Source organism: Vibrio orientalis CIP 102891 = ATCC 33934, assembly GCF_000176235.1.
Taxonomy (GTDB): Bacteria; Pseudomonadota; Gammaproteobacteria; order Enterobacterales; family Vibrionaceae; genus Vibrio; species Vibrio orientalis.
The window spans coordinates 551637-577041 of record NZ_ACZV01000004.1; the positions used below are offsets into that span (position 1 = coordinate 551637).

The 25405-nt window shown below is 44.1% G+C and carries 21 protein-coding genes; 8 read left to right on the forward strand and 13 right to left on the reverse strand.

What is annotated here, in order from left to right; genetic code table 11:
• Positions 1–10 precede the first annotated feature (10 nt).
• A complete protein-coding gene (locus VIA_RS05990) occupies positions 11–1525 on the reverse strand; it encodes an HD domain-containing phosphohydrolase (RefSeq protein ID WP_004411688.1) in 1515 nt (504 codons plus the stop codon).
• 248 nt (positions 1526–1773) lie between these two features.
• On the opposite strand from VIA_RS05990, the gene VIA_RS05995 reads away from it, so the two are divergent.
• Complete coding sequence (locus VIA_RS05995; protein ID WP_004416606.1) at positions 1774–2391, forward strand: DNA-J related domain-containing protein; 618 nt, start codon at positions 1774–1776, stop codon at positions 2389–2391.
• A 70-nt stretch (positions 2392–2461) separates the two neighbouring features.
• Here the strand turns inward: VIA_RS05995 and VIA_RS06000 are convergent, their stop codons facing one another.
• The 4 genes from VIA_RS06000 to tesA form a co-directional block, all read right to left on the reverse strand.
• Positions 2462–4117, reverse strand: a complete 1656-nt coding sequence (locus tag VIA_RS06000) for an ABC-ATPase domain-containing protein (RefSeq protein ID WP_004411692.1) — start codon at positions 4115–4117, stop codon at positions 2462–2464.
• A gap of 84 nt (positions 4118–4201) precedes the next feature.
• The gene (locus tag VIA_RS06005; RefSeq protein WP_004411701.1) at positions 4202–6115 is read right to left on the reverse strand and encodes a bifunctional diguanylate cyclase/phosphodiesterase; all 1914 of its coding nucleotides are present in this window, start codon (positions 6113–6115) and stop codon (positions 4202–4204) included.
• Between the two features lie 209 nt (positions 6116–6324).
• Positions 6325–7509, reverse strand: coding sequence for an enoyl-ACP reductase FabV (gene fabV, locus VIA_RS06010; RefSeq protein WP_004411702.1), 1185 nt, complete (start codon positions 7507–7509; stop codon positions 6325–6327).
• A 73-nt stretch (positions 7510–7582) separates the two neighbouring features.
• Positions 7583–8182 carry a multifunctional acyl-CoA thioesterase I/protease I/lysophospholipase L1 gene (tesA, locus tag VIA_RS06015; RefSeq protein ID WP_004411703.1) on the reverse strand — a complete coding sequence of 200 codons (600 nt, stop codon included), beginning with the start codon at positions 8180–8182 and terminating at the stop codon, positions 7583–7585.
• Here tesA and VIA_RS06020 point away from each other — a divergent pair.
• From VIA_RS06020 to VIA_RS06030, 3 genes are all read left to right on the forward strand, one after another.
• Complete coding sequence (locus VIA_RS06020; RefSeq protein ID WP_004411705.1) at positions 8181–8855, forward strand: ABC transporter ATP-binding protein; 675 nt, start codon at positions 8181–8183, stop codon at positions 8853–8855. The genes tesA and VIA_RS06020 overlap by 2 nt on opposite strands.
• Positions 8855–11296: an ABC transporter permease gene (locus VIA_RS06025; RefSeq protein WP_004411706.1), complete on the forward strand. Its 2442-nt coding sequence runs from the start codon at positions 8855–8857 to the stop codon at positions 11294–11296. The genes VIA_RS06020 and VIA_RS06025 overlap by 1 nt, the downstream gene beginning before the upstream one ends.
• Positions 11297–11583: 287 nt before the next feature.
• Positions 11584–13029, forward strand: coding sequence for an FAD-dependent oxidoreductase (locus VIA_RS06030; protein WP_004411707.1), 1446 nt, complete (start codon positions 11584–11586; stop codon positions 13027–13029).
• Positions 13030–13054: 25 nt separating this feature from the next.
• On the opposite strand, the gene VIA_RS06035 is transcribed toward VIA_RS06030, so the two are convergent.
• The 3 genes from VIA_RS06035 to VIA_RS06045 are packed head-to-tail and all read right to left on the reverse strand — an operon-like array spanning position 13055 to position 15443.
• Positions 13055–13987 (reverse strand): 5-oxoprolinase subunit C family protein, encoded by a 933-nt coding sequence (locus VIA_RS06035; RefSeq protein ID WP_004411708.1) that lies wholly within the window; start codon positions 13985–13987, stop codon positions 13055–13057.
• The gene (locus tag VIA_RS06040) at positions 13984–14691 is read right to left on the reverse strand and encodes a 5-oxoprolinase subunit B family protein (RefSeq protein ID WP_004411709.1); all 708 of its coding nucleotides are present in this window, start codon (positions 14689–14691) and stop codon (positions 13984–13986) included. The genes VIA_RS06035 and VIA_RS06040 overlap by 4 nt, the downstream gene beginning before the upstream one ends.
• On the reverse strand, positions 14688–15443 hold the full coding sequence (locus VIA_RS06045; RefSeq protein WP_004411710.1) for a 5-oxoprolinase subunit PxpA: 756 nt from the start codon (positions 15441–15443) through the stop codon (positions 14688–14690). Before VIA_RS06045 ends, VIA_RS06040 begins: the two co-directional genes overlap by 4 nt.
• 169 nt (positions 15444–15612) lie before the next feature.
• Here VIA_RS06045 and VIA_RS06050 point away from each other — a divergent pair, with 169 nt between their 5' ends.
• From VIA_RS06050 to galE, 4 genes are all read left to right on the forward strand, one after another.
• The gene (locus VIA_RS06050; protein ID WP_038210944.1) at positions 15613–17646 is read left to right on the forward strand and encodes a TonB-dependent receptor plug domain-containing protein; all 2034 of its coding nucleotides are present in this window, start codon (positions 15613–15615) and stop codon (positions 17644–17646) included.
• The gene (locus tag VIA_RS06055; protein ID WP_004416596.1) at positions 17636–18133 is read left to right on the forward strand and encodes a YfiR family protein; all 498 of its coding nucleotides are present in this window, start codon (positions 17636–17638) and stop codon (positions 18131–18133) included. Before VIA_RS06050 ends, VIA_RS06055 begins: the two co-directional genes overlap by 11 nt.
• A complete protein-coding gene (locus VIA_RS06060) occupies positions 18130–20097 on the forward strand; it encodes a sensor domain-containing diguanylate cyclase (RefSeq protein WP_004411714.1) in 1968 nt (655 codons plus the stop codon). The genes VIA_RS06055 and VIA_RS06060 overlap by 4 nt, the downstream gene beginning before the upstream one ends.
• An 84-nt stretch (positions 20098–20181) precedes the next feature.
• The gene (gene galE, locus VIA_RS06065; protein ID WP_004411716.1) at positions 20182–21198 is read left to right on the forward strand and encodes a UDP-glucose 4-epimerase GalE; all 1017 of its coding nucleotides are present in this window, start codon (positions 20182–20184) and stop codon (positions 21196–21198) included.
• A gap of 111 nt (positions 21199–21309) precedes the next feature.
• Here galE and VIA_RS21635 read toward each other — a convergent pair whose 3' ends face one another.
• The 5 genes from VIA_RS21635 to VIA_RS06085 all read right to left on the reverse strand — a co-directional run bounded on the left by VIA_RS21635 (position 21310) and on the right by VIA_RS06085 (position 25393).
• The gene (locus VIA_RS21635) at positions 21310–21444 is read right to left on the reverse strand and encodes a TIGR02808 family protein (protein WP_004411717.1); all 135 of its coding nucleotides are present in this window, start codon (positions 21442–21444) and stop codon (positions 21310–21312) included.
• Between the two features lie 12 nt (positions 21445–21456).
• Positions 21457–22035, reverse strand: coding sequence for a NapC/NirT family cytochrome c (locus VIA_RS06070; RefSeq protein ID WP_004416593.1), 579 nt, complete (start codon positions 22033–22035; stop codon positions 21457–21459).
• 28 nt (positions 22036–22063) lie between these two features.
• A complete protein-coding gene (locus VIA_RS06075) occupies positions 22064–22519 on the reverse strand; it encodes a nitrate reductase cytochrome c-type subunit (protein WP_004411719.1) in 456 nt (151 codons plus the stop codon).
• 73 nt (positions 22520–22592) lie between these two features.
• Positions 22593–25082, reverse strand: coding sequence for a periplasmic nitrate reductase subunit alpha (gene napA / locus VIA_RS06080; RefSeq protein ID WP_004411720.1), 2490 nt, complete (start codon positions 25080–25082; stop codon positions 22593–22595).
• Positions 25079–25393, reverse strand: a complete 315-nt coding sequence (locus VIA_RS06085; RefSeq protein WP_004411721.1) for a chaperone NapD — start codon at positions 25391–25393, stop codon at positions 25079–25081. Before VIA_RS06085 ends, napA begins: the two co-directional genes overlap by 4 nt.
• Positions 25394–25405: the final 12 nt, after the last annotated feature.

Below are 25405 nucleotides of genomic sequence, written 5' to 3' on the forward strand. Positions count from 1 at the left end.
GTGCTCCAAATTAATCAGGATAAGAATTCCGAAGAGCCACGCACTTCTCGTATATTCTAAGAAATACGTCGCATAGCTCTGGATCGAAGTGTATGCCATGTTGTTGTTGAAAGTGTTCAACGATTTGCTTGTGGGTCCAAGGTTCTTTATAACTGCGTTTGGAGGCGAGAGCATCAAATACGTCGATGATGGCGGTAATGCGACCCTCTATTGGTATATCTAAACCGGATAGGCCTTTCGGGTAGCCACTGCCGTCCCATTTCTCGTGGTGGCTTGACGCAATAACAGCGGCAACTTTTAGAATATCAAGATGAGAGCCGGATAGAATGTCACCACCGATAGAGGCATGAGTTTTCATTATTTCCCACTCTTCTGCTGTCAACTTACCTGGCTTGTGAAGTATGTTGTCGGGAATGGCGATCTTTCCGATGTCGTGAAGCGGAGAGGCGAGTTTAATGTTCTCGGCCATCTTTTCTCCTAACCCTGCTTCTAAAGCCAATAGGTGTGAAAGTAACGACAGCCTTTTTACGTGGCTACCAGACTCTTTAGAGCGAGTTTCGACCACTTCGCCTAGACGATAAGCAATCTCTTTTTGGGTTTCGAGCATGTCATTAAGAATATAAAGCTTTTCGTAGGCAATTGAGGCATTCTTAACCATCAATTCAATGAGTTCTTTTCGCTGTTCAATAACATGCTTACTGCAATTAATAATGATGACGCCGTGCCTATTGTGTACATCAATAGGTAAGGCAAACTTAGTTGGCGAAATCTCAATAAGCTCAGAAGATTGTGTAAAACGACTTAGGTGTGAGGCATCAATGTAGTTAGTGAGCTCGTGACCAATTGTTACCTTGTTTTCATCGGTTGAGGTTGCGATAGTCCAATCACCATCGACCTCTGAAGCGCCAAAATGCAGTGTATGGGCGTCATTCAGTTTGAGTAGAGCGACGATCTGTTGAAGTATCCCTTTGAGCCATGTGCTACTGGTATCGTCGGTTAAGATATTCGATGTGGACTCAATAATGGTTTTGAGGCCATCTCTAGTATGCTCTATGGTGATGATGTCACTGTATGAGCGGATAGCTGAATAGATTGTGGTGAGCAAACGTGTAGAGGTGAGCTCTGTTTTGGTTTTATAGTCGTTGATGTCGTAGTTCAATATGACTTTCTCTTCAGGTGCATCGCCGGGTTGACCAGTTCGCAGAATGATTCGACAGTGTCTGTCACCAAATTCGTCGCGAATCCACCTAGCTAATTCTAACCCTGCTTGACGCGTTTCCATCACGACATCGAGTAGAATGACGGCATATTGAGGACCATCTTTAAATTTTTGTTTCGCTTCTTTTGCGGAGTAAGCGTGAGTGAAATGTAGTTGGTGGCCAAGAAATTCGTTTTTTCCAAGTACAAGGTTGGTGACATCATGAACATCTTTCTCGTCATCAACGACAAGGATCTCCCAAAATGACTGCGGCAGGGTTTCGGTTGGTTGGTCGGAGGGCGCGAAACAGTACGTATCGGAATCCATTAGTAAGCTCGGGTCCTTGGCTAATCAACGCGGCGTTACGGCGAAGAACGAATAAAAACTATAATTAAGGTTTAGATTAGCCAAGCCTAAATATCAACTTTGTTACTAAGCAAGGCTTCGCTCAAAAGCTGGAAGTTAGGGAGTGAACTCTCAAAAATGTCGAAAATATGTCCGTTTGTCCTTTCTATACTCGACAAACGGCCGCTCCTGAATTTCAATTAAAGTACGTTCAATAATTAGTTAGTCATATGTCACAACAATCAGGCGTCGCTACGCAGTTTCAGCAGTACATGGAAAACCCCTTACTCTGGCCAATCCTTGAGGTGCTACGAAAGAACCCAAGTGGCTGGAAGGTGCATACGCTTGCATCTCACTTGACTGAAATTGAAATCATGCCATTGCTTGACGCTTTGCCTGAGAAGGATTTATTCAAGCGAAATTTCCTAATTATGAATGCGCTCTATCAACTCCAAGAAACCCTGTATCCGGACAACTGGTTGCAAGTAAAGGCGATGGATATTGAGCTAATGTCGAGGCAGCAGGTATTTGGTCATGAAGTTGACCATAGTGACCCGTTGCGTGATTACTACCTTGATTGGCTTAACTATGAAGCGGAAGAAGGGGAAGTGAAACGCCTGTTGAACGAGTTCTGGACACGTTATCGAGAATTTGTTGGTAGCACAAATGGTAAAGACATGGATAGGGCAAAAGCACTAAGCCTGTTTAAATTGCCACATGATGCGAGCCAAACGGAAATTAGAAAAACGTGGCGTAGATTAGCGCTCAAATGGCACCCGGATCGTCAATCAGGAAATAGTGAACAGTTTAGAATTTTGTGTGAAGCTTGGCATGTGTTAAGACACTAGTTCACTAGATACCATACAAAATAAAAAGCGCCATATTAGGCGCTTTTATACATGAAAAGTGATTTAACGGTTAATGCGACGCTTTGAACTGCGATTTACGCATGCGGTTTAATGCGGCCATGACATCTAATGTGCGTGGTTTAGCAAGGTCACCTTGATTAGGCATCATATTTGACCAATCACCTTCCAGTTGTTTCGCTACCTCTTTCGCTGGGTTCTTTGACCAACCCGGGTGTTGTGCCAGTTGGAACCAAACCCAACCAATCGCTTGTAACTCATTCGTTGATTCTAATTGCTCTAAGGCACTTAAATCCGCAAACTCTTTGCCAAAGCGCAACGAATCCTTTCCTTTAGCGGAGATTCGAAATTTACCTTCAGCGAGAATTTTTTGCAATGAAGCGCAGTTTAATTGACGTGGAGGAAACGTCTCTAACAGTGATTCACTTTCATTAGCGCGCTGAGTAGGGTGCTGAGCGATCACTTGTTTAGCTTTCTCTGTAACATCGACAGCTTGGTAATCATGCATCTGAATAACCGTATCTGCGACATCTAGGTAGTCACCAGAGCCACCCATAACAATAACAGTTGAGATACTTAGCTCATCTCTTAATTGGCCAATACGATCAACCAATGGAGTAATCGGTTCGTCACCTTTAGATACCAGTGCCTGCATGCGTTCATCACGAATCATAAAGTTGGTCGCAGATGTATCTTCATCGATAAGCATTGCTTGTGCGCCAGCTTCAATCGATTCTTGTAGCCAAGCTGCTTGTGAAGTAGAACCAGAAGCGTCTTGAGTTGAAAAATCGGCAGTATTTTTGCCCATTGGCAGGTGATTAATATAGTTAGACAGGTTGAGGTTATGAACACAACGCCCATCTTCCGCACGGATTTTCATTGCCTCATTATTGGTGACAATCCATTCGCGACCATCACCTGGAATATGGTTATAGATCGAACGTTCAATGGCATTCAACAATGTTGATTTACCATGAAAACCACCACCGACGATCAATGTGATGCCTTTTGGAATACCAAGACCGATAATTTCCCCTTGGTTTGGGGTTGTCAGTGAAACTTCAAGCGATTTAGGAGCGCTGAAAGTCACCGCATCTTTCATCGGTAGGTCACAGTTACCTGCGATTCGTGGTAGAACAGAACCATTACCCACGAATGCAATCAGCCCTTTTTCATCAAGTTGATTACGCATGGCTACTTGGTCTTCGACGATTTGGCAATGCTTAATCAATGCGTCTTTGTCTAACTCGCGCTCCAAGGTTGCACGACGAATAAACTTAGGAAGATGAAACGTTAAGATGTTGTCAGTTTTCTTGCCAAGAACGGTTCTACCTTCAGCAGGTAGGTTGATTCTAAAACGAAGCTCAATCCCTTGTTCAGTAAATAATACCGCTGTGCTATCGAGCACGGTTTGGCCCGTTAATGCGATATCAATGCTTTGTTCCTGTTTCGCGAAATCAGCAAAACTGCGAGCAATGAAGTCGCGCGCAGCGATCTGGTAGGCATCTGATTGGTCGCGTAACCAAGCGAGGCCAGTGACAGACCAAGGTCTTACTGCTCTTACACGTGATGCAGAGGCATATGGGTCGCCCTGTACATAATCGATAAAAAATGTGTAGTCAGTAAAATCGTATTGGCCTTTGATTTGCTGATATGCACGATAGTTTTGCTTTTCGATCTTTTTTAAGGTCGCGGTAAGTTGGTCCATAAAGAGGGGTCACTGATTGAGAACAGGAAAGGCGAGGATTATAGGAATCGTACGCCTGAGAGTAAAGGCCTTACTGATTATCTATTAAGATGAATAAGAATAATGTTCCGGTCGATAGTTTTGATTGATCAAATGGCTCTCAAATTCATCGCAGGGCATAGGCTTACCATAAAGATAGCCTTGGCCAACATCACAGCCTTCGCTGACGATAAACGCTTCATGGTCTGGATTTTCAATACCTTCAACCGTGACTTCGAGATCGAGTTTTTTTGCGATACTGATAATTGAACGCACAATTTCTTTATCTTCTTCGCTAGTGTCGAGTTGCTGAACGAAACTGCGGTCTACCTTAATGGCATCAAAAGGAAACTTCTTCAAATAATTGAATGAAGCATAGCCTGTACCAAAGTCATCAAGTGACAACGTCACTCCTAGATCACTTAATGACTGCAATGTATTCTTTGCTACAACTTCATCAGCAATCAATCCACTTTCCGTTATCTCAAGTTCAATGTAAGCGCCGGGCAGTTGATAGGCTGCCAATAGATCTTCTATTTGCGTCGTAAACTGAGGGCTTTGCAACTGAACGGCAGAGACATTGATGCTCACTTTAAAGTCTTGAACTTTTCCTCTCCATTCGGCGGCTTTTTGAATGGCAGAGCGCAATACGAAACTGCCTACTTCAAAGATAAGGCCGTTTTGTTCCGCCAAGTGAATTAACGTTTCGTTTGATATGTCACCAAGGATAGGGTGGCGCCAACGAATGAGTGCCTCTGCACCAATCCACTTATGCGTTTTTGGTGAAACCTTAGGTTGGAAGTAAAGCAACAAGTCATCGTTACGCACCGCTTGCAATAGGTAGCTTTCTAATTGATTGATGTTTTTTTGTGTGTCCGAGATGTGCTGGCAATGAAAGCTAAACTTATGCCCTGAGTCTTTACAGGATTGCATCGCCCCCGCTGCGTATTTTAACAAGGTTTTGGAACTCGAAGTGTCATCCGAACTGGCGATACCAATATAGCTATGCAAGTGGAGATTCTCACCATCAAGATAAAAAGCAGATTGGCTCACCTCGACTAATTCACGGCTTAACAAATTAATGTCTTCATCAAGGTGATTGGATTCAAATACAAAAACCAAGTCAGTTGATCTAGGGCGTGCAGTAATCAGTTTATAGTTACTCTGCGAGATGAGACGTTGTTTAAACTCAATCAGAATATTTTCCCACATCGCATAACCGTGCTTGGCTTGGATACGGCGGCCATTGGTAAATCCAATATGTATAACACCCACTTTATGTTTTGAGTGGGGTGTTATTGTAGCTAGCAGCCGATTGGTGTGCTGTTCAAGCGCGACCCGGTTAAGGAAACCAGTGCCAAGGTCGTGTCTTTGCTGATATCGAATCGTACGTTCAGCCGCTCTACGTTTATCAATTTCTTGATTAAGTGAGTAATTTAAGTCGACCAAATCTTGAGTACGAGTCGTTACCCGAGATTCGAGTTCAGAGTTTAGCTGTTGTAAGTGATGGTTTTGATAAACCGTCGTCAATTGAGCTTCAACCGAGAGTTTAAAAGCGTTGAGTAGCTGTTGGTAGGTTGCAGAAAAGTGGTTCTCATTATCATCGAGAACACAGATGGTGCCAAATGGGTCTCCGTTGGGCCATTGTAGTGGTAATCCACAATACGCTATGAGCCCAAAGCGCATATCGGGGTTATTACACCACTGTTCATCTATTGCGGCATTAGGGACTAACAACTGACGATTTTCATTAATGACGGTTTCGCAATAGAGGCCGTGGCCTAATGCTTCAGTATCGCCAATATGGTAGGGATGTTTGCGGTTATTGTTAGCGGAAAATACTTCGATATGATCCTGATGAACACGCATAATCAGAGCTGCAGGGACGGAGATGATTTCTGCTAATAGATTTACTATTTCTTGCCACCCTGAAGCTAACTCGTCAGGAACGATCATGTTACTTGTGTTCAGCTTGGACATACAAAATCCCTATGAGCTATTTGATCAATAAGAGCCTTCCTTGCTCTCATTAATCTAATAATAGTCGGTATAATTATGATGAAGCCACTTATCGTGTGGATAGTGTTAAGGATGCATGAGCAGAATGATAAAAAAAACCCCTAAGATACACTTAGAGGCTTTTGTGGAATGATTGTATCAAAAATAAGACATCTTTTAAATCAAAGGCTTTATTTTACATAACTATCAATATCGACTTTCTTCGAGTAGTCAATGTTTTCGAATCCGAAGCCATTTAGTTTCATAAACTCTTGCTTAAATCCCTCGTAATCAGCGAGTTGCGTAAAATTAGACTCGTTAAGTTGAGCCAATAACGCCGTTACTTCGCGTTGGGTATCAGGATCTAGCTCTAGATTGTCGATACGGATGAGGCGTTCGTTATCAACTGGAACAGGGCTCACGTTGTATAATTTCGTCGTGAACAGGCGCTGCATTTGCTCAATACAACCTTCATGAGTGCCTTTCTGTTTCATTACTTGATACAGGGCGGTAATGTAAGGACTAAACCCAGGAATATAAGCACTCGCTTTAGTCACAAGAGCCTTACAAACCGTTGCATACGCGCCGCCATCAAAATTGGCGAGTTTTAGATTGAGTGAATGACTGGTTTGGTGTAAATCTGCCTTGGCTGCTCCTAATGTCCCTTCAAGATAGATAGGGTGAGTGACACATGGGCCGATATATGAAAAGGCAATGGTTTTACATCCTGAACCAATAGACTCAGAGTTAATTAGGGCGTCAATCCAAGCTTCCCAGTCTTCTCCGCCCATTACCTTGACTGTTGCATCAATTTCTTCTGCCGACGCAGGCGCTAAAGTTGTGTCCTGCCACTCGTCGGTCTCTAGCACCAGTGTTGTTCCTGAGACAGGTTCACCGATTGGTTTGATAACTGAACGCCATAGGTTGTCAGATTCATGGCGAACGCCACTCGCGACGCTATAGACGATAAGGTCTACTTCACCCTCGAAATAGGTTTCTATCGCTTCAACAACTTGAGCTTTGGTTTGTGGAGAAAAGGCATCACCTTGGATATTAATCGCTGTTCGGCCAGCTTGTTCAGCAAACTGTTTAAAATAGTGGTTGTTATAGTAACCTGCTGTCCCGACGCCCTTTTCAGAAGGGCCTTTTTCATACGAGACACTAATGGTATCCGCTTTTGAACCGCCGAAGGTCAGGGCGATACGTGAAGCCAAGCCAAACCCTGATGAACCACCAATAATAAGAACACGCTTTGGACCATCGACAATTTGTTGAGATGATTCAGCATATTCTATCTGCTGGCGCACTGCTTCTTTACACCCGAGTGGGTGAGCGGTGCGAGCAACTACTCCATCTATTACCGATTTGATAATCATAGTTATTCCTTTAAAAGAAAGCGTACGAATTAAATTAGCGTAAAGCTTTGTAAAGTTTATTGAGCTAGGGCAATTAGAGGTGATTAATTAGCTGCTCAGCAACAAAGTTCGATATCCAAGCTTGTGCTTCGGGTTTTGGATGGAGGCCGTCTTCCATCATCCACTCGGGCTTTATGATTACGCCTTCAAGAAAAAATGGCAGTAAAGGAATATCAAGGGATTGAGACACGGAGGGATAGACGGCAGAGAAGGCTTCCGTGTAACGTTTGCCATAGTTGGGTAAGACATGAATTTGCATCAGCAGAGGATTTGCCCCCGATTCTCTAATCAAACGTATGATCTGTGTTAGATTGTTTTGAACTAGCCCAGGTGGAAAACCACGTAAACCGTCGTTGGCCCCAAGTTCGATCAAAACATAGTCTGGCTGATGTTGCTCAAGAAGGTTAGGCAGGCGAGCCAAACCATTGCCAGTGGTATCGCCAGAAATACTCGCGTTCACTACAGTAACTGTTTGGCCTTTACTCTTTAGGTCAGCAGGTAATAAAGAAGGCCACGCTTTGGCGATTGGCATTTGGTATCCGGCACTTAAGCTATCACCGAATACCATTAGCGTCTTACTGTATGCAGGATTTAGAACAAGAATTAGAACTAGAAAGGAAAGTCGTCGAAACATGCAAACATCCGTAATTAAAGCAGAATCATTATCTAAAGTAGTCTCTACTAATCAGGAACAATTAACAATCCTTGATAATGTGAGCCTAGACATAAAATCCGGCGAGAGTGTTGCGATCGTTGGTACGTCTGGCGCAGGAAAGTCGACACTGATGACACTTCTTGCTGGGCTAGATACACCATCAAAAGGTGAAGTTGACCTTTTAGGACAACCGCTCCACACCTTAGACGATGAAGCTCGAGCAGCGATACGCAGTGAATCTGTTGGCTTTGTTTTCCAAAGTTTCCTGCTCATTCCTAGCTTAAGTGCGTTAGATAACGTGACGTTACCTTGTTTACTAAAAGGCGAAGCGGAAAACAAGCAAAGGGCGATTGAGCTCCTTACGTCCGTTGGCCTGGAACATAGAGTTAACCATTCACCTTCACAGCTTTCTGGTGGTGAGCAGCAACGAGTTGCTTTAGCCCGAGCGTTTATGATTGAGCCCAAAATTCTGTTTGCAGATGAACCAACGGGTAACTTAGACCAACAAACCGCAAGTAACGTCATCAAACTGCTATTCGATTTAAATAAACAACATGGTACGACCTTAGTACTCGTGACTCATGACCAAAACTTGGCCCAGCGTTGTGACCGTATTTTCACAATGACGGCTGGGCAGTTGGAGGAGTCATAATGGCTGTTGAGGAAAAAGCAGAGCTAAATAAACGATTTATACGCTGGAGCCTAAGTGAGATTAAACAAGGGCAGCTTTGGCCTGTGACCATTGCTCTTGTTTTGATTATGGCCTGTATTTTTGCTTTGAGTGCCCTTGCTGAGCGTATGGAGCAGGTAGTCGTAAAGCAAGGAAAAGAAGCGTTGACGGCTGATACGGTTTTCGTGTCAGCAAATCCAATAGATGCGTCTTTTGAACAACTCATTGAATCTTACGCGTTAACCCATACCACTCAAACTCGTTTCGCCACAATGGCATTTAGTGATAACGGCATGAAGCTTATTACTGTTAAAGCTGTTGATGAACAATATCCGCTGCAAGGGGAGTTTAGGCTAACTGATGATCAGGCCGTGTTTGGCAAAGTTAAGCCTGGCGAACTATGGCTTGATGAACGTCTGTTTAACCAACTTGATGTCACTATTGGTGACGGTGTCACGGTTGGCGATGCGGATTTCGTCGTTACAGGGCGTATCTTAGAAGAGCCGGGTCTGAGTTTTAACCCATTTCAGCAAATGCCATCTGCGTTTATCCACTCTGCTGATTTGGACAAAACTGGCGCGATTCAACTCGGCAGCCGAGTTCGTTATAGCGTCTTCCTCAATGGGGATAGTGATGTTATTGAGCAGCTTAAACAAAATGTTGAGCTTACGCCGAGTGATCGTTGGCGTGATCAAAATAGTGCCAGTCGCACCAATGAAGTATTTCAGCGCACCGAGCAATATCTCTCCTTAACCGTCGCCATCGTTGTGATCATGGCGGCGACAACGCTCGTATTGACCTGTCAGCATTATGTCGCCACACGCCGTAAGACTATCGCAATGCTAAAAAGCCTAGGTGCGAGTAAAGCTTGGGTAACGCGTTGGCTGATAACGCAAGTCACCATCTTATTGGTGACGGCTGTAGTGATCGGAATTGCATTGGGGATAGGTCTCGAGTTTTTGCTGAGGATCCCTTTAGTCGACCTGCTACCTAATCCGTTACCTAGCTACGGCATTAAACCGGCCCTGATTGCGATCAGTACCAGCATATTAATTGCAGTGCCTGCGTTGGGTATTCCGCTAATCGGTTTAGTCAATGTCAGTGCTGTGAATGTGATGCAAGAGGGTGAACAGCGCCAAGTTGGACTAGGTCGTTTTGCATTGATTCTGGTGCCAGTGATTCCAATGTTGATCACCTACTATGACAACCTGTTCGTTTGGATAGTTCTTGGTGGCATGGTCTCGCTATTTATTTTGTTAGCGTTAATCAGTGTTGTGATTACTCGATTACTGGCGAAGGTGCCGTTAAATACGGCATTTAAGTTAGCGTTAAGTCGAATTAACCGCTCGGTATCTGCGACCGGGGTACAATTTGGCGCGTTAGCACTATCACTGATGCTGCTCTCTACGATGTGGTTGGTGAGAACTGATTTACTGACCGATTGGCAACGAACTTTACCTGCAGATGCGCCAAACGCGTTTGCGCTCAATATTGCGCCCTATGAGAAAGATGCCTATTTGAAGGTGCTTGATGACAACGCCATTGCACGTTCAGACGCTTACCCAATTATTAGAGGACGTTTGGTCAACATAAATGGGCAAGATGCCAAGTCACAAGCGCAAGGGGAAGAAGGGTCTGATGTTCTAAGGCGAGAGATTAACTTTACGTTTGCTGACGCTAATCCAAATCACAATGAAATCATTCGTGGCGATTGGAGCCAAAAAGGTGGGGTGTCCGTTGAAGCCGATGTCGCACGCGATTTCGGCTTAAACGTGGGAGATGAACTTAGCTTTGTTATTAACAGTCATGAGGTGACCGCAAGCGTCAATTCGATAAGAAATGTCGAGTGGCGGGATATGAAACCCAACTTCTATTTCATCTTCACTCCTGATGTGCTGGCAGATATTCCGGCGACGTATTTAGTGAGTTTCCGAGTTGAGGAAAGTAACGACCAAGTACTGAACGCGCTTTCTAGGCAGCACCCAACCGTGAGCCTGATGGATATACGAGTAATGGGAGAGAAGATTCAGCAGCTACTGTCACAAATAGTTTGGTCAATTACCCTTTTGGCTGCAATCGGTGTGGTGTCGGGCTTATTGTTGATATTTACTCTACTACGATTGAGTTTGGGTCAAAGACAAGACGAGATACAGTTATATCGGACCTTAGGTGCGAGCCGGAAGCGCGTACAACAAACCATATGGGCAGAATATGGGTTGATGGCCTTGGTGGCGAGTTTTATTGCAATTATTGGTTCAGAGCTGGTTGTTGGCGCCATTATGTCATATGGGTTCGAGTTAACCCCAAACCTTCATCAACTGCTTTGGATTGCACTACCTAGTGGCACGTTTTTCACACTTGCATTAGTTGTGAACAGTCTTATAAAACGGCTGTTAACCCCTGTAAATAAAGCGTTTAGCTAAATACTCACAGGCCTAGATGTTTAGTTATCCACAAAAACAGTGGATAAAGTTTTGGATAACTAGGCCTGTAGATAACTTCAATCGGCGGCAAGCCCCAGTTTATAAAAGCGTTGGCGAGTTCTGTTATTCACAGTGGTGATTTATTCAAAATTCTCAATTTATCAGTCAAGTTTTTTTTTGATTTTTTTCGCTGTGAAATTGTCTCATTTCACCCTGCAAAAAATGTGATTTTATTCGTCGTGTATAAACAGTAAAATGTCCTGAGAATGAAAGGATTAGCGACATAAATGCAACCTCATAACGACAACGCGATGCACACTAGAATTGCCATTATCGGTGGTGGTATAGCTGGTGCAACTACCGCATTACACCTAGCTGAGCTTGGCCTAAACGTCACTTTGATTGAGAAAGGGGCTGGCTTGGTGAGCGGTCCTCCCATCTGTCATTTACATGCTGGTGGAAATTTGTACAGAGAGATTGATACGGAGCAGTGTATTGAGCTGCTCAAGCAATCTATCGAAACGGTTCGTCTATATCCAAATACGATTAACCATCGACCAACCGTCATTGCGGTTCCCTACAGCGATGGCGGAAGCCCTGAAGAGCTTTACGAACGGCTGATTACGATTCAAAAGTGTTATGCTGAGCTAGTGAAAATTGATAGTGCGAACAAAGTCCTTGGTGAACCTAATGACTACTATTGTTTTTACAGTAAAGAGGATCTAGAAGCACTGGCGACAAAGTCTCAGCCAGCAAACCCTCAAACTATCGATGAATGGATGATTCCATTTGCCAAGCATACTGACCTCGAAGGTCTAAAGTTCCCCGTGGTTGCGGTTCAAGAGCATGGCTGGAGTGTTTTTCGTATTGCTGCATCAGCGACGCTTGCCTTAGAGAAAATGCCCAATTGCCAGTTGCTCACGAATACTGAAGTGGTTGGTGTTGAAGAGCAATCTGATGGTTGGAAGATTGAATACCTAGCGAGTAATGGCGAGCGTAAGATCACAGAGGTTGATTACCTAGTGAATGCATGTGGCTATGAAACCGGGGCAATCGATGATTTAGCCAATAAACCACGTGAACGTTTAGTTGAGTTTAAAGCGGCTTACGTGACCCAATGGGATTCATGCGATGAACTGTGGCCTGAAGTTATCTTTCATGGGCCAAGAGGGACGCCGAATGGTATGGCACAGTTGACGCCTTATCCGAATGGTATATTTCAGCTACATGGTATGACGAAGGATATTACCTTATTTGAGGATGGTCTTGTCGCGACGCAGGGGAAATCTTCTCAGCCGTTGCTGCCAAACCGTTTGATCAAGAAAATCAAAAAGGGTTGGAACGACGATGTGATCATTGACCGCAGTCGGCGCGCTATCAATCATATGGCTCGTTTTGTTCCTACATATGGAAGTGCACATGAATATGGAACTCCATTATTTGGCGCTCAACAAATTCCGGGTAAAGACGACACTTTGCGAGCAGCGGATGTCACATTTGAAGGTGAACATTACGCGCGCGTTGAAGTGGTAAAAGGGTCGTCAGCGTTGGAGGCGGCAGTCAAACTCGTTGATACGTGGGAACTGTATGAGTATGGCGGAAAATCTGTTGAGCAGCTCCATCCTGTCAGTATGGCATTGACTCATCAAGACGTTGAGAGCAAAGCTGTTCAACTTGCGATGGAAAGGGGTTATCCAGAATGGCTTGCACGTTACTATGGTGTAAAACAATAGAGGTGGTACTCACCACCTCATATCTTTAGTAGCCAAAGAAGCGTGCCCACTGCGACCAAACATCCTGCAATCCTAGTAAGTCACCTTTAACAAAACGCACTTTCTGACCGGGTTTAGCTTGCGCCAGTCTTGGCAAATCAATTCTGGCGACGCAGCCCACTTTCGGGTATCCGCCAATAGTCTGTCGATCGTTAAGTAAAATGATGGGTTCACCATTTGGTGGAATTTGTACCGCTCCTAGAGCAATGCCTTCACTTAGATACTCTTTACTTGGTACTTGAATGCTTCCATTTGTCAGCCTATAACCCATACGATCAATGAGCTGGCTTACCTCGAACTCAATCTTGTACAGTAAATCTACTTGATCGCGATTAAATTCATCCACTTGATAACCTTCGATTAGGCGTAGCTCAAGTGGCAGGTCGTAGTCTGGTTTATAACGAAAGGTCATCTGCTTGGTCTGCGACGAAATCTGATGCGGAGTAAAGCTGAGTACGTCACCAAGCGCAAGAGGGTGGCCTTGGCTTATGCCGCCAAGTTTATCTCGGCTGACAGTAGCAACACTTCCAAGTTGCTGAGGGATGCTAAACCCACCTTTAATGGCTAAGTAAGCACGCAGTCCATTTTTAGGTAATCCAAAAGTGAGACTTTGTCCTTTGAGCGCCCTGAATGTTGACCAGTTCTCGATAGGTTTACCGTCTAAGCGCGCATTGAGGTCACCGCCTGCGATTGCCATTTCACATGACGCATGACAGAGAAACTCAGCTTGTCCGAGCGTGATTTCAAGTGAAGGCGCGTTGATGGAATTACCGAGTAGATGATTTGCCCAACTGTAAGCATAATCATCAATAGGCCCACCTTGAGCAATACCAAAATGCGAATAGCCAAAACGGCCAAAATCTTGGACTAGTGTCTGCTGTCCTGGCTTAATGACCTCAATACAATAGGATTTACTCATTGCCAGCCCTCCGAAACTTGTCCGCCTAACTGTTTAAACTCTTCTAAACCAATGGGATAAAACTTGACCTGACAGCCAATCGAGAAAGGCAAAATAGGGGACGTATCGGGATGGTACAAATCTATTGGACAATTACCGATAATGTTCCACCCTCCCGGACTTTCACAAGGATAAATAGCTGTTTGGTTGTTGGCAATACCGACACTTCCTTTCGGTAGTGCTACTCTCGGACTCGCTTTACGTGGCAAGCGTATTCGGTCATCAACGTTGGTTAAAAATGCGAACCCTGCGGTAAAGCCTATCGCGCCAACGGTATAGATTTGGTCGTGGTGAGCTTCAATGACCGTTTTGATATCAATGCCTTGCTGCTGATAAAGATCAAGATCGGGGCCTACTGTGATGTCGTAGAACACAGGTAACTCAATCATAGTTGAACTGTGATGATCGGGCAGTTCTGATAACGCTTGGGTGACGAGATGTTCCAAGTAGGGAACGAATTCGAAAATTGAAATGCGATGGGGAAGGTAGTCTATCAAGATTGTCGTAAAAGAAGGGGTTACGTTCATAACCCATGGACCGAGTTGATTGCTGAGGTGTTGGCTAATCTGACCAATGACCCAAGATAGATGGTCGCAAGGTTCGCTATTGAATTTAATTAAGATCGAGCACTCTGCGACGGGATCAATGGAAGTTTCTATATTCATTCAACACCTTCTTCTGCTTTAATCAAGGTTCGAATCGCTTGAATCATTGAAATGCTCTCTTCATTGTCTCCATGGACGCAAATTGTGTCAGCTTCGAGAGGAATCAAAAATCCATCGATGGTACGGACCTTTTTATACCGGATAATTTGTTGTACCTGACTGAGTAGATCGTCTCGGTTATGAATCACAGCATCAGGTATACTGCGTGGTGCAAGTAGGCCGTTTGCCTGATACCGTCGATCGGCAAAAGCTTCAAATAAAAGAGGGACATTGTAGCTATCAGCAATATCGAGGAGCGCTTGATTGTCGGTAATGGCTAATGTCATGAGCGGAAGTTCAAAGCTCGCGACGGCATCAACCACGGCCTCGAAAACCGTTAGATCAGTCTGCATATCGTTGTAGAGTGCGCCATGAGGCTTTATATAAGTCACTTCAGTATTATGACTTTCACATAAGGCTTTTAGAGCGCCCACTTGATAAATGATCATTGCGGTAATTTCTTCAGCTGACATCGGAATGCTACGGCGCCCAAACCCCTGAAGATCGGGGTAACTAGGGTGAGCGCCAATTTTTACATCGTGAGCGACAGCGAGTCGAATGGTGTTGTTCATGATGATGGGATCAGCTGCGTGAAATCCACATGCGATATTTGCCATATCAATATGTGGCATCACGGCGGGGTCGTTTCCCATTTCCCATGAACCGTAGCTTTCGCCCATATCACAGTTTAAATAAGTTGTGCTTTTACTCATCAAGCGTTGCTCCGATGTAAGAGGTATTTATTAACATCTTTCAATTGAGGAATACAAACAGTGATCAGACTCATTATTTGCCTAACAAATAGTAAAAATATGATGTTCTGTATGTAATTTGATAATGATAGATGGAATAATAGCAATATCTAATGTATCAGGCTTAGCTATGGTCAACAGAACGTTTATATCATCGATTGCCACACTGTGTTGTTTTTCAGCCAACGCCAATGATGATCTTACAGATCTAATGTCGATGAGTTTAGAAGAACTTTCTATGCTCGATGTGACTATGGAAACTGCTTCAAAGTTTTCGCAAAAGCTGACGGATATACCCGCGGCCGTTTATGTTCTTGAAGGGGAGCGTATTAAGCGTAGTGGAGTCAAAACAATCGCTGAAGCTTTAGCGCTTATTCCCGGGTTAAGGGTGAGTCATTTCTCTGCTACTGAGCCAACCGTTTCGAGTCGTGGCTTTCATGGCGGTCTTTTTAATAAGATGTTGGTTCTGCAAGATGGTCGCAGTTTATATAGCCCTGTTTACGGTGGTGTCTATTGGGCGGAAATTGACTATCTACTTGAAGACATTGAGCGCATTGAGGTGCTTCGAGGTCCAGCAGGAACGATCTGGGGTGGTAATGCTGAAAACGGTGTGATCAACATCGTCACTAAGTCAGCAGAGAAAACTCAGGGTGGTTTAGTTACGGCAACTTATGAACAATATGGTGGGTATAATCTAGGGGTTCGTCAAGGTTTCGAACTGGCCGATGATGTTTATGCTCGTGCATTCTATAAGTACAAGTCAATTAAACGCGATCCAATTAAAGACCCGACGAGATGGACTACCCATTTAGCAGGAATGGTGTTTGAAAAGGTTGATGATTGGAGCTTAAGAGTTGGGGGAGAACAAGCGAGTTTTGATGAAAACATCTTCAAGGTTAGTTATGAAAATGGTTATTACACCGACATCCAATCTGAAACGGAAGAGATAGATAGTTACTCATATTACGCCCAGTACGATAAATCTGTTCAGCTTTCTACAGATACAGACAGCAATTATCGTCTCTGGTTTCAACAAAACCATGATTCAGCGTACGATGCGCCCGGAAAGTACCTTACTGTTGACGCCGAAGCTAACTTTATTACTGCACTAAACGATAGCCATAGTATTACTTATGGGGGCGGATACCGCTTTATTCACCTTGATTTCTATCATCAATTGGAAGGCTATGACTTTGATGATTCACATTACTATATTCGTTTGTACAATATAGATTCTGCGTCAGACAGTATCGCGAATGTCTTCCTCCAACACACTGCATCTTGGACCTCAAAATTTACTACTGTTATTGGCGCTAAGGCGGAGTACTTTGAACAAAATGATGAGGTAGAGCTGTCACCGCAAGCGCGTGCAATATACAGCCTTGATGATACCAATAGCATCTGGGCGGGCATAGGGCGTAGTGCGATAGCGCCATCTTATATGGATACCAACTCGTCATTTATTTCTACGGGGACCTACTGTCCAACTGGAGAAGATTGTTCTACTGACTCTACTAAGTATGAATATTTCTATTCGCTCTCCTCATCAAACGAATCTGAACAAATTGAAAGTGTCCTCACATATGAGCTTGGCTATCGCCATGTTGCGTTCGACTTTGAACTCGATGGTACGATTTATTTCAGTCAGTATGACAATATTGTTGGCCAGGAATACGTGGGTGTTCACCCCGACTATTATCAGATCGATGTTTATCAATCTAACTCAGATTATGTCGTGGATTCGTTCGGCGTCGAAGTCGCTGCTCATTGGGTGATTACCGACACCTTTGCTTTATATGGAGCCTATAGTTATTTAACACTCGATCAGGACTGGCAGTCTTCCGGCAATAGTAATGGTAGTGATATTGATTATTTCTCTATCGATTCTCAACACATTGCCTCTATGCAGAGCTTGTGGAGTATTACCGACCAAGTTGAGTTTGACATGGTACTGAGAGGCCAATCAATTGACTATGGCAACCAGTCCGAACTTGATAACTTTCTTGCTCTTGATGTCCGTTTAGGTTGGCAGAATACACCTTCATCACCTCTGGTCGAACTGTTAGTGAAAAACCTTGCTGAGGGGGAAGGCTACTATGAAGAAGCGTATGGGCGTTATAAACAGGAACAAAGTGTCGCGCTGAGGGTGAGTCATGCTTATTAATCGCCTTTGGTCTAGATTACTTATTTTATTTGTTGTGTTTGGTCTATCCACGCCTGCATGGTCAAAGTATACCCCAGAACAAGTTAAGGCCGTTTATCTGTATCGTATAGTGACGTTCATCCAGTGGGATAAAGAGTTAGAGATGAACAGAATTAATATCTGTGTTGCTGATGACTCAGAAATTCAAAAAATCCTTGTACAAATAACTCGGGGAAAACAGGTACGAAATAAACCTCTCAATATTACAAACGCAGATTGTGACGTGTTGTATATCAGTGAGCGCAGTAATTTTAACCTGTTGGAGGGCGTACCTAAAGGGACGGTGACCATTGGTGGAATGAAACAATTTACTCGTGATGGTGGTGCAATAGAACTCGTAGAAAAACAAGGGAAAATAAAACCCAAGGTGAATTTGAACAACATTTCTGGATACCGATTGTCATCGAACTTTTTACGTGTTGCTGAGATTGAAGGAGGTAAACAATGAAGCTCCTTACTGACCTCTCTTTGAAAAGTAAACTGATCGTACCGATCATTATGTTTACCGGGCTGATTTTTGTTGTTTCTCAAGGCTATTCCTTCTTTAACTCTTTTGAAACTCAGAAAGAAAACTTAATTAATCGAGTTGGCATACTCGCGAAAGGAGTTGCCTACAACCTACAAGCAGCAATTCTCTTCAGTGATAGTCTAAGCGCAACAGAGGTGCTTGATGCCTTTTCAGCAGATGATGAAGTGTACCGAGTAAAACTGTATACATCCGATGGCCAGCTCTTTGCAATGTATGAACGTGATGGGGCAGTCGCTCCAGTGCCCACTGAACGTCAGCGCGAAGAAATTGCATTGAATAGCTATTCAATTGGTGATGAATACATCTTTTTACTTGTTCCCGTAGAGTTAGAAAAAGAAGTTATTGCCAATCTTAGGGTGACAATCTCCAAAGCCTCTTTCGATAGTTTGTACACTCATGCTTTGCTCAATAGTTTACTGTTTTTCGTGTTATTGGCAGTTGCGGGTCTCGTACTGTACATGACGGTTCAGAAGTACATCTTAGGGCCGGTATATAACCTTAATGTCGGTATGCGTTCTTTTATCGATCGCAAACAAACTGGGCTAAATATATTACCCGCGGCAAATGATGAAATTGGCGCCCTTGTTAAGGCGTTCAACACCATGCTTGATCGGTTAAAGCAACGTGAGCAGCAGGTTGCATTCACGTTAGATAAGCTTGAAGAAGAAAAGTCGTTCGCCAATGAAGTGGTTGAAACGGTTAAGCATGCTCTAATTGTTGTCAATTCTCGTGGCGAGATTATTCACTTTAACCCTGCAGCATGCGATTTGTTCCGTTGTACAACGGCTTACCTTAAAGGGACTAAACTGGTTGATATCGTCAATGAGGGAAACTCCTCAGTTATTTCGGATGCTATTCATCGCCATTCGGAGTTTACGGATAAGCAAGTTTGGGTCATGGATGTGTTTAACAACCACCAATTGTTAAACATCAGTTCCACGCAGTTAAGCAAGGTAGGTCAAGTACTGTTCGCAATTCAAGATATTACCGAAGTCGAAGCAGCATTAAGGCGTCAGCGTTTGGCGGCCGGTGTGTTTGAAAACAGCCAAGATGGCCTTATTGTTACTGATGAGAATGATGTGATTACCATGGTTAATCCTGCTGTCACACGCTTACTTGGTTATACTCAGGAGTTACTACTCGGCAAGAAAGCCGAAAATTCCTTTGAGTGGCAACAGTTTTATTCACTAATACCCAAAATAAAAGAGTCTGTGGAGCAATACGGCCAGTGGCAAGGTGAGATCTGGGAAAAACATTTACAAGGTCACAAGGTACCGATGTTTGTTAAGGTATCGCGCATTGTCAGTACCGAAGGTATCAATAGTTACGATTACGTTTATATCCTTTCAGATCTGTCTAATCTCAAAGAGATGGAAAGGCTAGAGTACCTAGCGCACCATGACTCGTTAACGGGGTTGGCCAATCGTGCCAAGCTGTATCGAGTACTGGATGAAACGTTAACGATTGAACGTGATACCAACGAAGGCGTAGCACTCTTGTACCTTGATCTGGATGGCTTTAAAGGGGTCAATGATACGTATGGTCATGACGCGGGTGACGAAGTGTTAAAACAAGTCGCAGAGCGCCTGTTATCCATGTTTACAAGCCATGACTTGGTAGCACGACTTTCTGGTGATGAATTTGTTGTACTCGTGACCAAAACAACGGTGACAAAAATATCTGCGATTGCCGAAGAGCTGATCGACGTTATTCAGCGCGACATCGTTTATAGAGGGCGAGTTCTTAAGGTTGGTGCGAGTATTGGCGTTCACTATTCCGCTAATTTGAGTGAGAATTTAGATCAGTGGCTTAAAGCTGCCGACACCGCAATGTATCAAGCGAAAAGTAGCGGAAAAGGTCGATATGTCATCAACCAAAGCTAACTTTGCTGTTTGAGGCAATTATGGCCTATGTTTTGTAGTAACACTTCTTTATTATACGGTCAGTGATTTCAAAAGGTTAGCAATATGAATGTTCTAGTAACTGGTGGTATGGGTTATATCGGTAGCCATACCTGTATTCAGATGATTGAAGCAGGGATGAAACCTGTTATTTTCGATAACTTGTACAACAGCAAATCTTCAGTGCTTGAGCGAATCGAGAAAGTCTCTGGTGTTAGACCGCATTTTATTGAAGGTGATATTCGTGATAAAGAGCGACTAAAGGATGCTCTAGAAACGCATCACATTGATGCCGTAATTCATTTTGCAGGTCTAAAAGCGGTCGGTGAGTCGGTTGAGAAGCCGCTTGAATATTACGATAACAACGTAAATGGTACGTTAGTTCTTGTGGATGCGATGCGCGAAGTAGGCGTAAAGTCGTTGGTTTTCTCATCTTCAGCGACTGTTTATGGTGATCCGGCATCTGTGCCTATCACGGAAGATTTTCCTACCAGTGCGACTAATCCATATGGTCGTAGCAAGCTTATGGTGGAAGAGTGTTTAACTGACTTTCAGCAAGCGAACCCGGATTGGAGCATTACGCTACTGCGTTACTTTAACCCTGTCGGTTCTCACCCTAGTGGTGAACTGGGCGAAGATCCGCAAGGTATCCCAAACAACCTGATGCCTTTCGTTTCGCAAGTTGCAGTAGGGCGTCGTGAGTTTCTGTCTGTTTTTGGTAATGATTACCCAACGCCTGATGGTACAGGTGTTCGTGACTATATCCATGTGATGGACTTGTCTGACGGCCACATTGCCGCTCTGAAGAAAGTAGGGCGTAAAGATGGATTGCATATCTACAACTTAGGTACAGGCAATGGCTCAAGTGTGCTTGAAATGGTCAAAGCGTTTGAACTTGCATCTGGAAAGCAAGTGCCATACAAGATTGTAGAACGTCGCCCTGGTGATATTGCCGAATGTTGGGCAAACCCTGCTAAGGCGATGAACGAACTTGAGTGGCAAGCTAAGCGTTCATTAGAAGAGATGACTGCTGATACTTGGCGCTGGCAGTCAAACAACCCTCAAGGTTATCCAGAAGCTTAATTTAAGCATAATAAAAAAAAGCCACCGTATACACGGTGGCTTTTTTACGCTTGATACAAAATAGGCAAAATTGAAAAAGCGCTATAAGTGTAATGACTCAAGTTGAGTCAATTAAACCTCTTTATCTTTACTTAGCGAAAGTAGCCAAACGCAGATGGCAGCTACGACCGCGAAGCCGGATAAAACAATTACTGGCATAGCGCTATAACCTAGGATATGCCAAATTACAGATTCTAATGTACTCATAATTCAGTGTCCTTATTGCCAGCCTTCGACGCCATGCATGTCAGGCAGCTTGTGTGCGATACCTTTATGGCAATCTACACAGGTCTTCTCACCTGATGCAAGGGCAGTAGAGTGTTGCTTAGCGCTACGCGTGCTTTGCTCAGAGAAATCCATGTACTCGAACTGGTGACAGTTACGACACTCGAGAGAGTCATTCTTCTTCAAACGAGACCATTCACGTTCGGCTAAGTGAGCACGACGCTCCTGGAATTTCTCAGGGGTGTCGATGGTCTTAGCAATAAAGTGGGCATAAAGCTCTTTGGATGCCTGAACTTTACGTACGATCTTATCTGTCCACTCATGAGGAACGTGACAATCTGAACAAATTGCACGAACACCAGAACGGTTAGAATAGTGAATCGTTTCTTGAATCTCTTCGACGATAGGTGCGTGACAACCAGAACAGAACTCTTCTGTGTTGGTTGCTTCCATACCCGTGTTAAATGCGCCCCAGAATAGAAGACCACCGGCAAAGCCCATAAATAAAACCACACCAACGGCAGCTTTACTTGGACTTGCTAGTCTCTTCCAAAACGCTTTCAATAATTTCATAGGTAGCCTCTTATTTACTCACGTGTGCTTATTTAAGCGCATCTACACTCTTGTATTCATTTTCAACAAGCGGTTTTGCGTTTGCTTGAGGAACGTGACATTGAAGACAGAAGTAACGGCGAGGTGATACATCAGCGAGTACAGCATCTTCACGGTTTACGTAGTGAGTGACACTGATCTTAGTTGCGCCCATCTCTTTTGCGTTTTTCCAGCTGTGACAGGCTAGACATTTGTTTGCATTTAGAGACACTTCGTAGCTACGAATGTTATGTGGGATCAGTGGTGGCTGATAGACAAAACTGCTGTCTAGTACTTGTTCACGTGGGAACTTTTTAAAGTCATCTGCAGAACGAGTTGCTTCAAGCTCACTTGCACCACGTAAAGACTCAAGACCACCGATACCGCCAGGGTTTTCGATTTCAGCAACGGCAGCGCCGCTGATAAGAGCACCAACAGATAACAGTGCAATTAGAAATTTTTTCATTATTAATTCTCCGCCTAATGGCCAAATTCTTGATTCTGACTGCCCTTAAAGAGGGCAGCCAGAGCATTCATATTTAAGCGATCTTAGTGATCTTAACTGGACACTTCTTGAAGTCTGTCTGTTTAGACAGTGGATCAGTTGCGTCTAGAATTAGCTTGTTTATAAGAATGCGTGCGTCAAAGAACGGTACGAATACTAAGCCTTCAGGTGGGCGGTTACGGCCACGTGTTTCAACACGTACACGTACTTCACCACGTTTGTTCTCCATCAGTACTTCGTCACCACGGCGAATGCCACGTGCTTTCGCATCTGCTGGGTGCATGTAACACACAGCATCAGGAACCGCTTTATACAACTCAGGTACACGGCGAGTCATAGTACCTGTGTGCCAGTGTTCAAGAACACGGCCAGTACATAACCACATATCGAACTCAGCATCTGGTGCTTCTGGTGGCGCTTCATATGGAGCAGAGATAATGAGCGCTTTGCCATCTGGCTTACCGTAGAAGTCCCAACCAGAACCTGCTTTCGCATATGGATCTGAGCCTTCTTTAAAGCGCCACAGTGTTTCTTTGCCATCAACTACAGGCCAGCGAAGACCACGAACTTCATGGTAAACATCGTATGGTGCTAAATCGTGACCATGGCCGCGACCAAATGCAGCATACTCTTCGAAAAGGCCTTTTTGTACGTAGTAACCGAAGTGGTGTGCATCGTCGTTTAGTTCACGAGCTTCTTCGATAGGGAACTTATTGATCACGCCGTTAGCAAATAGCATGTCATACATGGTTTTACCGCGGTATTGAGGCGCAGCAGCAAGTTGCTCTTCAGTCCAAACTTCTTCCATCTTGAAGCGTTTAGAGAACTCCATAACCTGCCATAAGTCAGATTTTGCTTCGCCAACAGTTCCAACTTGTTGGTACCAAGCTTGAGTACGACGCTCAGCGTTACCGTAAGCACCTTCTTTCTCGATCCACATCGCTGTAGGCAAAACGAGATCGGCCGCTTGAGCGGTTGCTGTTGGGTATGGGTCAGAACATACGATAAAGTTTTCAGGATTACGGTAACCTGGTAAACGTTCGCCGTTGATGTTTGGACCCGCTTGCATGTTGTTGTTACACATCACCCAGTAAGCGTTAAGCTTGCCGTCTTTAAGCATACGGTCTTGAAGAACGGCGTGGTACCCCGGTTTTGGTGGGATAACACCATCAGGAATATTCCAGATACCTTCAGCAATCTTACGGTGTTTAGGGTTAGCAACAACCATATCTGCAGGTAGACGGTGTGCGAACGTACCAACTTCACGTGCAGTACCACACGCTGATGGCTGGCCTGTTAGTGAGAAGGGGCTATTACCAGGAGTCGCAATCTTACCTGTTAGTAGGTGAATGTTGTAAATCAAGCTGTTCATCCATACACCACGAGTATGTTGGTTCATACCCATAGTCCATAGTGACATTACTTTTGTATCTGGATCTGCGTACTGTTTAGCAAGCTCGATAAGTTGCTCTTCAGAAACTCCAGACATCTCAGATGCTTTTTCAACTGTGTAAGGCGCAACTGACTTCTTGTACTCCTCAAATGAGATAGAAGACATTTTACCCGAGTTAGGGTTTGCTGCTGCTTTCTGAAGCGGATCATCGTCACGTAGACCATAGCCGATGTCTGTTGTCGCTTGCTTGAAGTTAGTGTGCTTATTAACGAAATCCCAGTTTACGGCATCGTTTTCGATGATGTAGTTAGCGATGAAGTTAGCAATTGCAAGGTCTGTCTGTGGCTCGAAAATATAGCCTTTGTCTGCTAGCTCGAAAGAACGGTGGTAGTAAGTAGACAGTACGTTTACTTTAACATGTGGGTGGCTAAGACGGCGGTCAGTGATACGAGTCCATAGAACAGGGTGCATTTCTGCCATGTTCGAACCCCAAAGCACGAAAGAATCCGCGTTCTCAAAGTCATCGTAACAGCCCATAGGTTCATCGATACCGAAAGTACGCATGAATGCACCTACCGCGGATGCCATACAGTGACGCGCGTTAGGGTCGATGTTGTTTGAGCGGAAACCTGCTTTCATCATCTTAGCGGCAGCGTAACCTTCCATTACTGTCCACTGGCCAGAACCAAACATACCAACGCCTGATGGACCTTGCTTCTTAAGCGCTTCTTTCCACTTTTCAGCCATTGTGTCGAAAGCAACATCCCACGAAACTGGAGCGAAGTCGCCGTCTTTATCATATTTGCCATCTTTCATACGAAGAAGTGGCTGAGTTAGACGGTCTTGTCCATACATGATCTTAGAAAGGAAGTAACCTTTAATACAGTTAAGGCCTTTGTTGACTGGTGCTTCAGGGTCACCTTGTGTCGCAACGACTTTGCCGTTTTGCGTTCCTACAAGAACAGAACAACCCGTACCACAAAAACGACAAGGCGCTTTATCCCATGTGATTTTAGTTTGGTCTGAGCTAGCGATCAGGTTAGTAGCTGAAGCTGGTAATGTAATACCTGCGACCGCTGCTGCTGATGCTGCCGCGTTTGCTTTCACAAACGCTCGTCTTGTCATCTTCATACTTCACCCTCGGTTTGGGAATGTTGAGTTCCAGTGTTTTTATTTTGTGATTCGTTTTCGTCAAGCTCAGTTTCTATTTGGTGATAAACCAAAACAGTGCTCAAAACGTTTGGTAAGTTGTTGATTACTTCGATATTGTCAGTAATGAAACCTTGATTCTCAGTCTCCATTACAACGACGATTTTCCCTTCAGGGCTCTCACCGTATATCTCTGCGTTATCAATCTCTTCAATCTGTGACTTGATCGTAGCTAAATGCTCTGGAGCACAATGGACGATTAAGCTAGAAATATGCACTTCATTCAGTGACATTGGATACTTCCG